General features: G+C 50.2%; 10 protein-coding genes. 4 read left to right on the forward strand and 6 right to left on the reverse strand.

Annotation, left to right across the window (positions count from 1 at the left end; all coding sequences use genetic code 11):
• Position 1: 1 nt before the first annotated feature.
• The 3 genes from AB5Y93_RS02170 to rimO form a co-directional block, all read right to left on the reverse strand.
• Positions 2-985 carry an ABC transporter permease gene (locus AB5Y93_RS02170; protein WP_010673905.1) on the reverse strand — a complete coding sequence of 328 codons (984 nt, stop codon included), beginning with the start codon at positions 983-985 and terminating at the stop codon, positions 2-4.
• A 117-nt stretch (positions 986-1,102) separates the two neighbouring features.
• Positions 1,103-2,785 carry an ABC transporter substrate-binding protein gene (locus tag AB5Y93_RS02175; protein WP_010673906.1) on the reverse strand — a complete coding sequence of 561 codons (1,683 nt, stop codon included), beginning with the start codon at positions 2,783-2,785 and terminating at the stop codon, positions 1,103-1,105.
• 548 nt (positions 2,786-3,333) lie between these two features.
• Positions 3,334-4,758 (reverse strand): 30S ribosomal protein S12 methylthiotransferase RimO, encoded by a 1,425-nt coding sequence (rimO, locus tag AB5Y93_RS02180; RefSeq protein ID WP_368228735.1) that lies wholly within the window; start codon positions 4,756-4,758, stop codon positions 3,334-3,336.
• Between the two features lie 486 nt (positions 4,759-5,244).
• Here rimO and AB5Y93_RS02185 point away from each other — a divergent pair, with 486 nt between their 5' ends.
• The 4 genes from AB5Y93_RS02185 (at position 5,245) to AB5Y93_RS02200 (ending at position 10,036) form a co-directional block, all read left to right on the forward strand.
• Complete coding sequence (locus AB5Y93_RS02185; protein ID WP_104453241.1) at positions 5,245-6,270, forward strand: IS110 family transposase; 1,026 nt, start codon at positions 5,245-5,247, stop codon at positions 6,268-6,270.
• Between the two features lie 795 nt (positions 6,271-7,065).
• Positions 7,066-7,458, forward strand: coding sequence for a hypothetical protein (locus AB5Y93_RS02190; protein WP_128297483.1), 393 nt, complete (start codon positions 7,066-7,068; stop codon positions 7,456-7,458).
• Positions 7,459-7,482: 24 nt separating this feature from the next.
• The gene (locus tag AB5Y93_RS02195) at positions 7,483-9,192 is read left to right on the forward strand and encodes a hypothetical protein (RefSeq protein WP_202015444.1); all 1,710 of its coding nucleotides are present in this window, start codon (positions 7,483-7,485) and stop codon (positions 9,190-9,192) included.
• Between the two features lie 121 nt (positions 9,193-9,313).
• Entirely contained in the window at positions 9,314-10,036 is a 723-nt protein-coding gene (locus AB5Y93_RS02200; RefSeq protein WP_368228736.1) for a hypothetical protein, read from the forward strand.
• Between the two features lie 370 nt (positions 10,037-10,406).
• Here the strand turns inward: AB5Y93_RS02200 and AB5Y93_RS02205 are convergent, their stop codons facing one another.
• From AB5Y93_RS02205 to AB5Y93_RS02215, 3 genes are read right to left on the reverse strand one after another with little or no spacing between them, the layout of a single operon-like run.
• Positions 10,407-12,620 carry a DEAD/DEAH box helicase gene (locus AB5Y93_RS02205; RefSeq protein WP_368228737.1) on the reverse strand — a complete coding sequence of 738 codons (2,214 nt, stop codon included), beginning with the start codon at positions 12,618-12,620 and terminating at the stop codon, positions 10,407-10,409.
• On the reverse strand, positions 12,595-13,890 hold the full coding sequence (locus tag AB5Y93_RS02210; protein WP_039039928.1) for an ATP-binding protein: 1,296 nt from the start codon (positions 13,888-13,890) through the stop codon (positions 12,595-12,597). The genes AB5Y93_RS02205 and AB5Y93_RS02210 overlap by 26 nt, the downstream gene beginning before the upstream one ends.
• On the reverse strand, positions 13,883-16,639 hold the full coding sequence (locus AB5Y93_RS02215) for a TerB N-terminal domain-containing protein (protein WP_368228738.1): 2,757 nt from the start codon (positions 16,637-16,639) through the stop codon (positions 13,883-13,885). Before AB5Y93_RS02215 ends, AB5Y93_RS02210 begins: the two co-directional genes overlap by 8 nt.
• Positions 16,640-16,750: the final 111 nt, after the last annotated feature.

The following is a 16,750-nucleotide window of genomic DNA, read 5'->3' on the forward strand; positions in this document are numbered from 1 at the left end:
CTTATTTGCCTCCTGTACGCAGACGGGGATCCAGGAAGACGTAGAGCACGTCCGCCAGGAAATTGAAGCTGAGCATGGTGATGGTCATGATGAGCAGTTGCCCCTGGATGAGGGGGTAGTCACGGGCCAGGATGCCCTGATAGAGGGTCAGTCCCAGGCCGGGGTAGTTGAAGATCACCTCGGTGATGAGGGATCCGCCGATGACAAAACCGAGCGCCATGGAGAGGGCGGTGACGCTGGGCAGCACGGCGTTGCGGGCGCCGTAGTTGAAGATCACCCGGTTGCTGGAGAGCCCCTTGGCCTTGGCCATGGTGATGTAGTCCTCGCCCAGGAGGTTGATCATGTTGTTGCGCATGGTGATGAGAAAGCCTCCTACCTGCACGGCGGCCAGTGTGCCCACCGGCATGATGGCGTGCAGCAGGATGCTCTTGATGTGCTCCCAGCCAAAATCGGCGGGGATCTCGGGGCTGTAGGCGTAGCCGATGGGCAGCCAGCCGAGGCTCACTCCGAACAGGAAGAGGGCGAGCAGGGAGACCACCACGGGGGGGATGGCCTGCATCACCAGGGTGAGCGGGGAGAGGATGCTGTCCATGCGTCCGCCCCGGTACCAGGCGGCGAAGATGCCGACGATGGAGCCGATGGAGAAGCTCAGAATGGTGGAGGTGCCCACCAGGAACAGGGTCCAGCCGATGGCGCGGCCGAGGACGTCGGCAACCGGTTGGGGGTAGTAGCGCACCGAGGTGCCGAGATCCCAGGTGAAGACGCTCTTCACATAGGTGAGAAACTGGGTGCCGATGGGGCCGTCCACGAAACCGAAGGTGGCTTTGAGGGCTTCCAGTGCGGCGGGTTCCATCATGGCGCCGGCCCGGGCAAACATGACGGAGACGGGGTCCCCCGGCATGGCTCTGGGTAGCAGGAAGTTGATGGTGGCGGCCACCAGGAAGGCGACCAGATAGAAGGAGAAGCGTCTAAGTATAAATCCCATGGTGATACCTTTTACTGCAAGCCTGCCCCGCGCCGGGCAAAGCTCCCCCAACCCCGGCAGGTGCGGGGGATGGAAGACATGGCGGGGAAGAGGGCCCCCCGCAGGGGGCCGGGGTGATTAGCTGTTTGGCTTGAGTGACAGCACGTGCAGCAGACGCTCCGGAGTGTCCGGGTGTACCTGCGGCTTGGCGACCGGGTTGTCGGCACTGAACCAGCCATTGAAGCGCTTGGTGCTGTATTCGTACCAGGTCGGGTTGTTGAACACCGGGATGATGGTCTGGTTGGCCCCGACACGCTCCTGGATGGCGAACATGATCTCCTTCTGCTTGGCCGCATCGGCGGTCTGGGTGAAGTCGTCGATCAGCTTGTCGAGCTCGGGATCCTTGTAGCGGGGCGCCGCGAAGCGGTTGCCGCGCTCACCCATGTTGCGGGAGTGGAAGGCGGTCTCGAAGTACTTGTGCGGGTTGGCACCGGCAAAGTAACCCTGCAGGGCGACGTCGAAGTCACCGGTGATCAGGGACTCGGTCCAGACGGTGGCTTCCGGAGTGGCGGTCTTGGCGTTCAAGCCCAGGGCCTGCAGGCCTTCGACCCCGATCTGGACGGTGTTGACCCAGTCGGTCCAGCCGTTTGGTACCAGCACCTTGAACTCGATCTTCTTGCAGCTCGGGGTGTCGAGGAACTTGTCGCCGTCACAGTCCTTGTAGCCCGCCTGTTTCAGCAGGGCCTTGGCCCCTTCCAGGTCGAACTTGTTGTACTTGCCGTACTTCTTCTCGACGTCCGGGTTGTCCCAGGAGGCGAATGCCTTGCCAAGCCCTGACGGGTACTCGTTGACGGTGGGGTAGCCGTAGCCCGCGATGTCCACCATGGACTGGCGGTCCATGGCCATGGAGAAGGCGCGGCGGAAGTTGATGTCGTTGAAGGCTTCGTGGTTGCCCGGGTTCTTGCTCTGGAAGTTGACGTTGAACGCCACTGTGCCGGAGGCGGGGAACCAGTACTTGTTGTTCTTCGGATCGTTGCCGACGTAGAGACGCTCGATGTCCGGCACGAAGGAGCCGAACCAGTCCACGTCACCCTTCATCACGGCGGCCAGTACCTGGTCGTTGGTGGCCATCTGCGGCATGCGCAGGCAGTCGATGGAGAGGCTGGCGTTGTCCCAGTAGTGCGGGTTGCGGCACTGGGTGTAGAGCTGGGCGGAGAAGTTGTCCACTTCGGTGAAGGGACCGGTCCCGACCGGCTTGTCGTTGGTGAAGGCCACCGGGTCTTTCACCGACTTCCACTGATGCTCCGGCACGATGGGCACCAGCACCAGGTCGTTCACCACGTTGGTGTTGATCTCGGCCAGGTCGAATTTGACCTTGTGGTCACCCAGCTTCTCGACACCCTTGATCTGAGTCCAGATGGAGCGCTCGTCCAGCGCCTTGTTGGCCTTTACCAGGTTGAAGGAGAAGAGGATGTCGTCGGCGGTGAAGGCTTCACCATCGGACCACTTGACCCCTTCGCGCAGGTCGAAGGTGACGGATTTCAGATCATCGCTGAAGGCGTAGTGGGTAGCCAGACGATAGACGGGTTTGCCACCCTGCATATCGTTGAAGATCACCAGCGGCTCATAGATGAAGTGACGGGTGGTGTGGAGCAGACCCGCTTGCAGGAAGGGGTTGAAGTTCTTGACCCATGCGGTTTCCTGCTGGGCAACCAGGGTCAGCACCGTCTTGTTGTCGGCGGCCATGGCTGTGCCGGTGGCACCGGCGAGCAGAGTTCCCAGCATGACTGAGGTTGCGATTTTGGATACTTTGGCAAGCATATTTTTTCCTTTCTTATTGGTCTTCCATGGTTTTGGAATGGAGCACCGACATCGCATGCTTGGATACCGGCCCTCGCTGTTGGTCAGGTTTTGCACCCTTGTAGTTGTGTCGTCCAACGCCCTTAGAAAAGCAGAATTAACAGGAAAACAACAACTCTTCATTTCGTCGATATCGTAAAAATTGCACGGCGCACGTCATTATCGTCAAAATGCATTTTAAATCCTTTTAAATTATAAAGTTGCATTAATTCTCACAAAGTAAAAAGTCACCTTCCCACTCCCTGTGACAACGATAATGTGAGCTGGATCGTGCTCGTTTTTTCCCCGTTGACACGGCTTATTTTTGCGCAGGAAACAAGCGGCTCATGTGGCAGGAGAGAAGTGTGCGCTGGTTCACGGGCGCGTGCGAAAAGAGGGAGGGGAGGGAGATCGGTGATGAGGGGCGGGACAGGGGATGACAGGGGGGCATGCAAGAGCCTGACGGGCGGCGGACATTAAAAAAGCCAGTCGGTGAGACCGACTGGCTTTGAGGGGGAGTGGCGTGATTATTACACCAGGCTGGCCCAGAGGTCGTACTCGTCCGCTTCGTCGATGCGGACCTTGACCATGTCGCCGGGCTTGAGGCCGGTCTCACCGTTCAGGTAGACCAGGCCGTCGATCTCGGGGGCATCGGCGGCGGAGCGGCCGGTGGCACCCTCTTCGTCCACCTCGTCGATCAGCACCAGCATCTCTTTGCCCACTTTACGGGCCAGCTTGCGGATGGAGACCTGCTGTTGCAGCTCCATGAAGCGCTGGAAGCGTTCTTCCTGCACCTCGGCCGGCACCGGATCCGGCAGCTCGTTGGCCTTGGCACCCTCGACCGGGCTGTATTTGAAGCAGCCAACCCTGTCCAGTTCCGCCTTGTCGATGAAGTCCAGCAGCATCTGGAACTCTTCTTCGGTCTCGCCGGGGAAGCCGACGATGAAGGTGGAGCGCAGGGTGATCTCGGGGCAGATCTCGCGCCACTTCTGGATGCGCTCCAGGGTGCGCTCGACGGAGCCGGGGCGCTTCATCAATTTGAGGATGCGCGGGCTGGCGTGCTGCAGCGGGATGTCGAGGTAGGGGAGGATCTTGCCGTCGCGCATCAGGGGGATGACGTCATCCACGTGCGGGTACGGGTAGACGTAGTGCAGGCGCACCCACATGCCGAGCTTGGCCAGCTCTTCGCACAGGGCCACCATGCTGGTCTTGACCGGCATGCCGTCGTAGAAACCGGTGCGGTGCTTGACGTCCACGCCGTAGGCGGAGGTGTCCTGGGAGATCACCAGGATCTCCTTCACGCCGGCCTCTTTCAGGCGCTTGGCCTCGGCCAGTACCTCGCCGATGGGGCGGCTCACCAGATCCCCGCGCATGGAGGGGATGATGCAGAAGGTGCAGCGGTGGTTGCAGCCTTCGGAAATCTTGAGATAGGCGTAGTGGCGCGGGGTCAGCTTGACGCCGTGGGCCGGCACCAGGCTGGTGAAGGGGTTGTGGGTGGGTTTTTCCACGTATTTGTGGACGTGGCCCAGCACCTCTTCATAGGCGTGCGGACCGGTGATCTCGAGCACCTTGGGGTGGATCTCGCGGATCTGGTTCTCTTTGGCACCCAGGCAGCCAGTGACGATCACCTTGCCGTTCTCGGCCAGGGCCTCGCCGATGGCTTCCAGGGACTCCTGCACCGCGCTGTCGATGAAGCCGCAGGTGTTGACCACCACCAGCTCCGCATCGTCATAGCTGGGCACCACGTCGTACCCTTCGGTACGCAGCTGGGTCAGGATGCGTTCGGAATCGACCAGGTTTTTGGGGCATCCCAAGCTCACAAAACCAATCCTTGGGGGATGAGACCTAATAATGCTGGAAGTCGCTTGTTGGACAGGTTGGTTGTCCAATGGCTGAGCCTGCGTGGTTGCAGGCGTCAGGCTGTCTGAGCTGGGGTCAAAACGGTTGACAGTCATAGGGGGTCGCTGGTCACTGATGCAAAAAAAGATGGCGGATTATACCTGATGAGCAGGAAAGAGGAAGAAGTGATGTGTGTATTTTTTGACCTGCCATATTAGGTTTCAATACACGATATTTTGTGTCTTTTCCTGAGAGATGAAGATGATGCGCTCATCAACGACAGGGGCCTCGGTTACGAGTTCTGCCTCTAAGTCTTCAAGCCATCTTCGGCCGCCAGCATGTGCGGGAGACCTACATCAAGCAGTCCAGTACTGCCGTTGATTGCGACCGGCAAAATGAATCGCAGCTTGCTGATGATCCTAGCGTTGTTTCCTGATACCACGATTCGGAACATCCTCAATAGTTCAGCCCTCTAGGGTCGCTACTAGTTCAGATATGGCGATGGAGGGCGTTGTTAATGGGATGGTCGCCCCTACCCAAAACGGCATCTGAAGTGCCAAAGTGGCGAATGTACGTTCCCACTGATGAGAGAGGCGACCACCATGAAGGCTACGACAATCGGCATAGATTTGGCAAAAGAGGTATTCCAGGTTCACGGGGTGGGCGAGCACGGTAAGCGGTTGTTCAACAAGCAACTCAAGCGTTCACAAATGACCTCCTTTTTTGCCAATATCCCACCCTGTTTGATCGGCATGGAGGCCTGTGCCTCTGCCCACTTTTGGGCCAACAAGCTGAGCGCATTGGGTCATCGCGTCAAACTGATGGCTCCCCAGTTCGTCAAACCCTATGTCAAAACCAACAAACATGATGCTGCTGATGCAGAAGCAATCTGCGAAGCCGTCACTCGACCCAACATGCGGTTCGTGCCTATCAAGACCCCTGAACAGCAAGCAGTGCTGGCACTTCATCGGAGCCGTCAGGGATTCATCAAGCAGCGGACTGCACAAGCCAATCAAATCCGGGGTCTATTGGCTGAATTTGGCATCATCGTGCCCCGAGGGATCCATCAACTACAGCAACGGTTACCGGAGATTCTGGAGGATGCCGATAATTCGTTACCCAGCCTGTTTCGCGTGCAATTGAGTTTGTTACAGAAACATATGGAGTACTTGTTTGATGTTGTGGCTACGCTCGACAAGCAGATTGAGCAGTGCCATCAGCAAAATGCGCTATGCCAGCGTATCGGTAAGATCCCTGGCATCGGCCCTATCACTGCCAGTGCGTTGATTGCGACTATCGGCAACGCCAACAATTTCGAGAATGGCAGACAACTTGCGGCCTGGCTTGGCTTGGTGCCACGCCAGCATTCCAGTGGTGGTAAGCAAGTACTGCTAGGGATCAGCAAACGAGGCGATACCTATTTGCGGACTTTGCTTATCCATGGCGCCAGGGCGGTGTTGCAGTCAGTCAAACGTAAACAGGATACTGTATCGGGCTGGGCCAGTCGGCTATTGGAGCGCCGGAATAACAACATTGCCTCGGTAGCATTGGCCAACAAGAATGCACGGATTGTGTGGGCGCTCTTGGCCAAAGACCAGGAGTACTGTGCGCCAGTGATGAGCATTTAAGCTTCTGAGCCAGTGAGACAGAAAAAACACCACCGATTGCTCAGGCAAGTATGAAGTGATGGCAGGACAGGTCAGACCGTGATGGGGAAAACCCGGTTTAGGCAAGGCTCTTGAGAGAGCGCGTTGTTGATAGAGGCCTCCATCAGCACATTCCATCAGGGACAGAGGTGTTTCATCACCTCAGAAAAGTCCGGATCTATGGCTGCAACTGATGACCCGTAAACCACCACAGCATATTAGCTTGGCAAACTGGGGGCGACCATCTATGCCCAAATCAGCGATCCAGTAATGACTTCTCCAGCCCCAGGTGACAGCTACATTCAGGGCCTTCTGACAGGCGGGCCCAGCATATTCAGTTTGTTTATGGCCTCGTGCTTGTCAATCAGAGTTAGTAATCCAGATTATTACTAAATCGACTTTCGCAATTCATATGTGATAAGTAGTGAATAGAATTATTACTACAGGCATTACTTAATGTAGTAATTAATTAATGCACTATCACTCGCAATGAAAATCAATGCTTTATTTATTTTAAGTGTTGATTGTTTTACCTGAGACGGTTTAATATTAAGTAGAGAGAGAAGGAACACGCGAGCTATATTATTTGACCATCAAAACATCACTTCGTGAGTTTTCATGGTCAAATAAGCCCGCCCCACATAGCTCAAACCCTGCGGGTTCTGCGCTAATGGGGGATGTACGTGCTCAAACCCAATGGGTTCTGCGCGGTCAAAATTCTCTTCAGATAATGCAGTGTTACTCCAGCATAAAAACAATAACAACAACGGTGCTACCATGAATGAAAGCAAAGATACGAGAAAAAAACCAAACTGTCGCGGTGGTCGTCCACCAAAAAAACAAGATGAGAAAGTGACTCATTTTATTAAAATAGGTCTAACTGAAAAACAGTTTAAGCATTTTTACAATGCATTTAAGGGGCGTAATGAGAGAGTTAATCTTTCCTCTTGCATGCGGAAAATGATTGTCGGATTTCTTAACGATGGTCGTTTCATAGTTAAGAATCCTAGTGAAATTGATGACCAAGCATTGTATGAATTAAGGCGACTAGGTAAAAACATAAATGGATTTTTGATAAATAGTAGTATTGGTAAGGATTACTCACAGCTAATCATTACCTTGTCATCTACTCAGCAACTGATCAACCAAATGATAGAAAAGATAAAATAATAATACTATGAGGCTTGGCAGTTGATGACGATAACAAAAATTAAAAAAAAGACAAAATCCTTTAGGGCTAGGCTGAACTATGTATTTCGTGGTGATAGTCATGAGCATAAACTGCATGATGAGCAGGGGAAGTTAAATGTCAGATTCATCAGCGGGTCTACATTTCAACGTGATCCATATGTAATTACTGGGGATGTGGTGAATGTTAATATAGATTTATTAGAGTCTGAGTTTCTAGAACGCTCGGCTCAATGCAGGGGTAAAAATGAGTCACATTGTTGTCACTATATTATTAGTTTGGCTCCACAGGAGACTCTATCAGATCAGCAGTGGCAGAATGCTGGAGAGATTCTTTTACGACAACTAGGATACGATTGCTCTGTAGTCTGGTGTGGTGCCATCCATAACGATTCTCAATGCCAACATATGCATATTGTTTCATCCAGCATTTTATCTAACGGTCGCAGCATTAACCAACATAATGATTATCATATGGCAATGAGGGCGGCTCGAATTATAGAGCGAGAATTTGGCCTAAGCATCAATATAGATGCTGATAAAAGTTTCAACAAGGATTCTAAAACAGAACCGGTGCTGTTGAGAATCAGCCAAAAACACAAATTTGAGGATCATGCTGAAACAATTCGAAGAAAGCTAAAGATTATATATAAGACAAGTAAACCTTCAACAATGTCTGATTTTGTCATGAGGCTTAGGAATGTTGGGGTAGCTACACAGATATGCAAAGATCTGAATGGGTTACCCAATGGAATTCGCTACTCAGTTGATGGTAATAAGTGGTTAAGTGGCAGTAGTATAAAAAAAACTAGGTTTACATGGCGGGCATTACAGACCCATGAGAAAATCAGTTATGTCCCAGAGCGTGATAATGTTGCACTAGGACTTGACTGCGTTACTCCATTATTAAGGGTGCATGATTCTAACGATGATATTTCTTATATCAGAGGGAAGCTTAATAGTACGATTTTATACAATAAACCTAAAACGATGACTGATTTAGTTGTCAAACTGGCTAGATGCGGGGTATATGTCCAGGCTACAGTAGATGAATCAGGAATCCCCGATGGTATAAAATTTTCTCGAGATGGGAATGTTTGGCATTCTGGCTCAGCTATACAAAAAACTAAATTCAGTTTTAACAGACTTATCGAACGATATGGTATTAGTTATACATCAATAGATAACATTGCCCTCGGGATAGGAGGAGCTAAACAGTTAGATATTTCTGTTTCAATGATGATTACACCGCGAGGAGTTCAGTGTGTTCGTGGTCTTAAAAAACAAGGGGTCTACCATCATGACTTATCTGTATATACGAATGGAGATAAATATCGAGTGTGTATACCATATCGATTTTTTATAAGTCAAAAAGAGTTTGTTAATGTTGCAGTCGGCGGGACTCTTGAATATACATCGATTATGTCAGCTATAGTAGAATCATTTATTGAAATGATAAAGAAGATAATTCATGCGATCTTTGGTTGTTCTCCTATGATGCAGCTATGTATTGTTGAGGGGGATCAACAACCAATCGATAATGAGTGGCAATCAGTATCACTGATTGATAATAATAAAAAGACGGTTGACCATAACCTGATAGAGTCTAGAGATTATCTTGAAATAAAAAAAGATTTAGATCGTGGATTGCAATGGCGACTCAATCCAAATAATCTTGAGCATGTCATGTTAGATGAAAATATTAAGATAAGATGACAATGATAAAATTTATATTATACAAGAGAAATGTATGTTTTTTTCTTGTGAAAATTTCTCATTGAGCTATCATAATTATAAATGATATTAACTGTTATAATTACAACAACAAAGGTTTATCATGACAACGGCAAAATTGAGACAGTGTGGTGATAGTATAAAAGTGATTTTTTCAAAAAGTATATCTAAAAAAAATGATGTTGGAGGGGAGAGGTCTATATCTAGCATGGTTGTGGCCACAGTAGATATAAATTCTGATTTTAGTCGTATTGACAGTTTGAGTGAAAATGAGGTTGTTGATTTCAGGTTATGGGCTGACAAGCAGCAGCGTCTAATACGGAATGCATTTGCAAAAAATGCGAGTCGAGGGATTTATGGTGGCAGGCCAGTAATTAGAGATTCTAAATCTACGTTTGAATTTTATGGTTCTCATATAGATTATATCACTGGCTGTCGATATGGTGAGTTTACTGGAATTATCAGTGAAACGTATCAGACGGGGCATGCCCTGGAATACCCTAATAATACGGACGAAATTTATGCATGGTTAGACCGGTGTAAGGATGCTGGCAGGTTAGAAGAAATATTAGATCCTGTTATCGACTGGGTTAACCAGAAAATGGAAAGTTCATATGAGAAAAATGGAGTTTCTGCGTATTCTGAACCTGAGGAAATTGAGTTATATATGAGTTTGAGACGGTGGTATGGATGTCTGAGAATCACATTTGACTTGCCTGGTGGGAAAATTACAGATAGTGAGCGTGAGAGGGATGCTATATGGAGTGAGAGTTATCAACAAAGGGTTGACGAATATATGTGTGGAAAATATGAAAAGACAACTTGATTTTATAGATTAAATGGGCATTATTACCCAATTCAATACAGCCTGAATGGCACTAACTGAGGACTCGGTGATTTGATCACCACTATCCTTTTCAAGTCTGCATCGTGGACACGTCGCTTAACGCCATCATTAACTGGCATCAATACAACAAGTATCTGATTAACCCTGGTTCGCTCATAATTCTCGCAGAGCGAGGAAAGGCCATAGTTATTATATAGGTGTATTCTGTCAGCTAGCCAGCTCAGTAGCAAAGGTAAGTGGGCCTATATTGCACCACTAGTCGTGGTGCATGTGTTCCAGCTATCTGTCTAGTCGGAGTTTTGTACACTATTTCAGTAATATATGTCCGTATTGTTTAAAACATGATAGATTATTTTCCATACATGAGTATGACTTTTTTACAGATTCCTAATGCACCTTCCAGATCTAACCGAAGTGAGGAGAATGATTTACGCAAAAGCCTATCAGGAAGTGCCCAATCCCACTTTTCTCTATTTAAGTTTTGGACTCCGTCCAGTAGATCTGTCGATAGTATATGTGAGTCATTAATGCTGGCCATAACATTCAGCATTTTTTCTTTGGTGCAATTAATTAAGATGTAAACGCCTTCATTAACAGCATCAATATCATTTTTTTGCATCAACAGAACAAACGCATCATGTGCAATATCACTGGACCACGGGAATAGCAGCACGGCATTACTGTCCACTTCAATCAATGTAGTCGAGTCAAGATCATAGCGTTTAAAGTTTTCTCTTGCTTCGGCCAGTAGCTCTTTTGCTTTGGCATCAAGAAATGGAACGTCAAAGCCACCAGTAAGCACATTGCGCATTTCACCCCTGACTCTTTCGTTAACAGTGGCCAAGCAGTTATCAAAGACAGGAGGAGTCCCTCCTTTTGAGGGGGCCACCAGTATAAATTTCTTTTCTTCATTCACTTCGAGAACTTGCCAGCGGCGACCGGCAAAAATGATCTTTTGGCCGGTGATCAGTGGCCTGCTGATTGGGAGCAAACCAACCTGAGTAGAGGCGCAGATCAGCCTGTATTCTTCATCACTGACAAATGATGCGAAGAATTCGTGATTGTTCACGAGTTTTTCGCCAACCTCCCCATGCAGCAGCAAACCTGATGAGTCCTGTTGTATCAATTTCAAGCTGCCCATCTGCTTGAGAAGCCCGATGAAGTCATCAGGTGTGAACCCCTCAAAAGGTGCACCAGGGGAGAGCAGGCTATGCCAAAGGTCTCTGGCCATGATGCCGCCGCGCTCACTGATAACAGAAAGGATCTGTTGAACCAGAGTTGAGGCGTGCAAGCCACCAGCAAGCGGAGGCTCAAACCAACCGCTGATCAGTAGCCTGACCATAGCGATAGTCTGGATCAGGTCCTCACGTAATGAATCCGAGATGCTTGTCTTGGGGGAGAGCTCACGCTCGATGATGTAGCCGCGAAGAATGGCGGATTCTCCCTTACGGCGTCCGGATCTACCCAGACGTTGCCGCAATGAAGATACGGCAGGGGGGCGACCGATCTGGCAAATGCTTTTAACGGAGCCAATGTCGATCCCGAGCTCCAACGTACTGGTGCAAATCGCTGTCGCTGGCACGTCACCCGACTTCAATGCTTGTTCGGTTTCTTCACGATATGTTTTCGACAAACTCCCGTGGTGCGCCCAAAACTGGTTTGGGACCCTGTCTTGTTCACAAAGACGACGTAAACGGTCTGTGTACTTTTCAACGTTCGATCTGGAGTTGGGAAACACCAGGTTGTTTGATCCCCTCAGTGCTCGATACAAGTCGTTGCCGATGGCCACATAGGGAGAAGTCGGGTCGTCTTCATCTCGTTCTTCGTCTGGTTCCGTTTTACCTTCGATATAGCCTTTGATGAGGACCTTTAGCTCCTGGCCCCCATCCTTTGACTCGATGAGCTGGACGCTATCAGGTAGGGAAGGGCGCAAGAATTTTGCCGCGAGCGACATATCCCCGAGAGTAGCAGAGAGCCCAACGCGGGGGACCTGACGACCGATGGCCAGCTCAACACGATGCATCAGGGATTGGATCTGTTTTCCTCGCTCAAAGCCGATGAAGGCATGCAGCTCATCAATCACGATGTACTTGATGTTAGCCATCATCCCTGGGATGGATGGCCCCCGATTAACAAAGAGGGCTTCCAGGGATTCAGGGGTGATCAACAACACCCCGTTGGGGTGCTTCAAGAATTTCTGCTTCTTGCTGTAGGTGATATCACCATGCCAGCCAGTAACGGGGATCTCTAATGAGTCACAGAGCTCGTTGAGCCGTCCCCATTGATCATTGATCAGCGCTTTGAGAGGACTGATGTATAGAACCGTAGCGGGCTCGGGGCTGTTCAGTAGCACCGTGAATATCGGCAAGAAGGCCGCTTCAGTTTTACCCGCAGCGGTGGCAGCAGCGATGATCACGTCTGTATCTGCCCCCAATAAGGCCGGTATCGCCCGCTCTTGCGCATCACGAAGAGAGGTCCACCCCTTTTGCCACACCCAGCGCCGGATCCGCTCATCCAGCCGTTCAAAATGTCGGGAGTCAGAGCTGGAACGAGGTGAATTCATCATCGGGCTCCACTGCCAGTTCTAACTCCGCTCCCTGATCAGATTTGATGTCAGTAAAGCCAATGAGCTCTTTCCAGTTTGCATCAGGGTTCTGCTCCAGGACGGCCAGCAGGTTCACAAAGGCGGTGATCGTCGTTCTGGGGGTTCTGAAATAGCTTTCCCCCAACCGGCTCTCACAATGGGCCATAAATGCCGGTAACGCTTCGTCTGGCAATGTGTAACGGGTTTCATCACCACAGGCATAGACATGCCGCAACTTCTCAAGGAGAACGTAGAAATCCTCAGGGGTCAGGCTTGAGAGGCGCAGTACTGGCCCTGAGTAATCCACCAGCCCATCCTGAGCAAAGCTGTTCTCGGCCAAACGGGATTGCAGGGCTGAATAGCTGAAGAGGCCGCGTCGGGTGTCCATCAAAAACTCGGGAGTGCCGCCAAGGATGAACCCGAGCCCGACCGACGTCCCTTGCAAGGAGTCATTGAGGATCCGCAGGATTTGTTCGTAGTTGGAGTTGCGAGCTTGGGTGTTGGCAAGCTTATAAAGGTTCACCATCTCATCAAGGCATACCAGCAAGCCTGAATAGCCTGCCAGCTGAACGAAACGGGCCATCAGCTTGAGCTGATCATACATGGTGGCATCATCAACGATGGTCCGGACACCCAGCGCCATGCGGGCATCGGTCTTGGTTGAGAATTCGCCCCGAAGCCATCTGATGGCATCATGCTTCAGCTGGTCATTGCCATCTTCGAACCCTTTGCAGTAGGCGGCGATCACCTCGGCAAAGTCATAGCCATTGACCATCTCGGCGAGATCTTCCAGCTTCTTCCGGATGACCGCTTCAGGTTGTGAGCCATTCGCCTTGGCTTCATTTTTCGCTTGAGCGATGAACTTCTCCACTACACCAGCAAGTGCACCGCCATCAGGTTTCGTGCGGGTGGACATATTCTTGGCGAGCTCAGAATAGAGGGACCGCGCTTGGCCGCCGCTGGCATGCAGTCGGCGATCGGGATTGAGATCGGCGTGAACGGTAACAAGCTGCTTCTCAAGCGCGATTGCTCGCACAAGGTTGAGAAGGAAGGTTTTACCGGCACCATACTCCCCGACAACGATCCTGAATGATGAACCTGTATCGGCAACGCGATTGATGTCTGCCATGAAGGCGTCAATTTCGTTTTTGCGGCCAACTTGGATGAGATGCTGACCCACCTTGGGCACGACACCCGCTCTTAAGGATTGAATGACGGCGTCACGCTCTTTTGGCCTGATTTTACTCATGAGGAATTTGCTCCAGAAGGTCAGTGTTCAATTCAATGGTGTCATCACCCTCGATCAGCATTTCATCAAAGTGATCGAGCATGACTTCGTTAATTTGTTCAAGTGCACCATCGAGCATCAGGCCCATGGTGTTGGCAAGTGCAGACAAATCATCACGAGCCCATTCCGGACGGGCAAGCAGAGCCCTGAGGAATTGACTTAGGTCATCATCAAGGCCAAATAGAGAACGAGTGTCCCCAAGGGTTGTCGGCTCGTCCGCTTGATCTGATGACGCTTCGGTCTTGGCCTGTTGTGGCTGGTGGATATCATCATGTTCACCATCATTCTCTGTAAACACGGATGCGAGCATTGCAGTGACTTGAGAGGTCTCTTGTTTGAGCTGTGCCACCCGAGCCATATCCAAACTGGAGGCACTGCCAGTAGCCTTGGTCACGCTGCCAGATTTGCTCGTTGATACGATCCTGGCCTCATTTGAATGGAGGTCTGAGTAGACCTGTTTCACATCCAAAGAGATCAGCTTATACAGCTGCTCCAGTACCTTCACTTTGGCTGGGGTGATCGAGTTGTCAGCTTTCACAAAGGCGACGAGCAGCTTGCCGACTAAAGCCTTTTGCTCATCATCGAGGCCATCGATGGTTTTCTTTACGATCGACAGGGTAGGTGAGGCTTGAGTGCCCAGCAGCGCTTTTGCGACCAGTCGAACTGATTGAGAGTGGGTCAGGAAGGTCATTGAACCGATCTGCTCCTTGAGGAAAGCGATCGTGACTTCCGATTTATCTTCGTCGGTATTCAGGACAACACAGGCCAGATCTACAAATGCGGACACAGTATCCACACTGCTCTGATTTTTGTTTAGTGTCTCTTGCGGATTTATCGGATAGATGACAACAGGTTCTTCTCCCTTCGGGCGCTTATTGCTTCTCTCTGGGTTGGGCTCAATGCTCATATGATGGCGAGCTAAGATGTTAGCCAAGCCTTCATACTGCGCTTTATTGAGGCCTCCTGTGCTGTTGATGTTGATACGCGCTGCAAGGTCAGACCAAGGCAGGAGCATTGCATCAACACCAACAACCTCTCCCAGCGACACGAAAGGTTGCTTCATGGCCATTGGCCAATACTGATATGGCAGATGAAGCAACGCTTCCAGGGTGTTTTCTGACCCAATATTTCTCCCTAGATACCGGCTATATGGTTCAAGTAAGGAGGTGCAAAGGTCAACAACCTTACTCAGCTTTTTGATGTATGGCTGTGAGAAGGAGACATCAGATAGATTGGTGACGCAGCGTTCAATGAATTGGCTGACGGCATAAGAAGACGGTGCATAGGAAACCTCGACACGAGATTTGAGCTCTTTCAGTTTGATGCCATCGCCATACTCGCGTTTATAGGTGTCGATGAACATAACCTTGAAGATATCAAAGCAGCGCTGTGCAGGGGTCCGTAAGGAGATTGTTGCGTTACAGGTCGCCCAGAGCAAAGCCCAATCGGCAGGAACCGGCTTACCGTCTCTAACCAGCTGCCCGAGGCAGATTTTCAACGAAATTGGGACGTGGTAGCTGAGCAGGTCGGCCTCTTGAGCGGGGAAAAGGTAATATTCTTTGCTGATGTTCTTCGCCATCCCATATTCGAGAAAATTGGTGGCGTATCTTGCAAAAGAGGGGTGCGCCGAATAGATGCTTACCAATCTGGCTACTTCGGAGAGAATATATGGCATCTCTCTTTTGGCTAATTCATCTCTCTTGGCATCAATAAAATAACGGCGCTCAAGTCCATAGAAAAAAATGAAAACAAACCCAATTGCGACGTCTGGGTCTTTGCGCCCATTCGCCATCCATTGCAAATATCTTTTCTTGGCATCGGCAGTGAGATTTTTATAGCTCGGATAGTATCCATGCAAATGAAGATCTGAGGGCGCATCTTTGATGGTGACAAGAGCTTGTGGATCGATGAGGGATGGCTCCTCAAAGAGTCCTCCGTCCAGCCTTGTGCTACCGACATAGAACATGCCGCCACTAATTTTGAGACCGGCAAGAGTGATATCTTCACCTGGGGACATCCAGCGGCCAACCATGCTGGGTCCCGCAGGCATTAGCTCAGAAGGGGTGAAGAGTACATTTTGCTCAGAAGGCACAACGGATGGGCTGTGTTCTCCGAATGAAAAAGATATGCTGAACTCGGGCGCGGGTAGTTCCGTATCGTTATTTGTCAGGGACAAAACAGTAAAAACATTGTCATCAAAATCAAGGTAGGCTGGCGGCGCATCAATAGCTGGATCTGGCTTTGTGTTGGCAAAATAGTTTGCATCCAAGGTCGTGGGCTCAAAAGGGGTTGATACTCCAGAAATCATGAGGTCAGTGGCCGATACCTTAATGAGATCTTCAGTGTCTGGATTCGGTTGCTGGTGGGGTAACGCCTCTGGTTGCATCTTTGTATCCGCGTTGGCTATAGCATTCGAATGACTGGGTGCCGGTGATGGCGCGAAAGCTGCCCTCGGCGGCTCTCTATGCACTGGTGAAGTGTGCTTAGTTGGATGAGGTGTGGCTGTAACTGTTGGCTTTTCTGCTTTGTCGGTGGTTTTTTTGTAACGGTATGTGAAAAAAAGAAATGCAACGCAGAATGCACCCACCCAAAATTGCCAAGGAACCGCTTTGATAGCTTCAATCATCTTGATAGTAATAAAGATAACGATGGCAAGTATAATGAGATAAAAATCTCCAAGTTTCTTTGATGTCCGCCTTTTCCTTGCCATCTGTCCTCTCCAAACAGTAATACTTAAGCTAAGTGAAATTACTAAGTTAAATAGCAACCTTAAAGTAAGATGTACCTAATGATAAAGTTCACGTATACACGAGTAAAGGTT

Origin of the sequence: Aeromonas sp. R10-1 (assembly GCF_040908465.1) — a bacterium.
GTDB classification, from domain to species: Bacteria; Pseudomonadota; Gammaproteobacteria; order Enterobacterales; family Aeromonadaceae; genus Aeromonas; species Aeromonas caviae.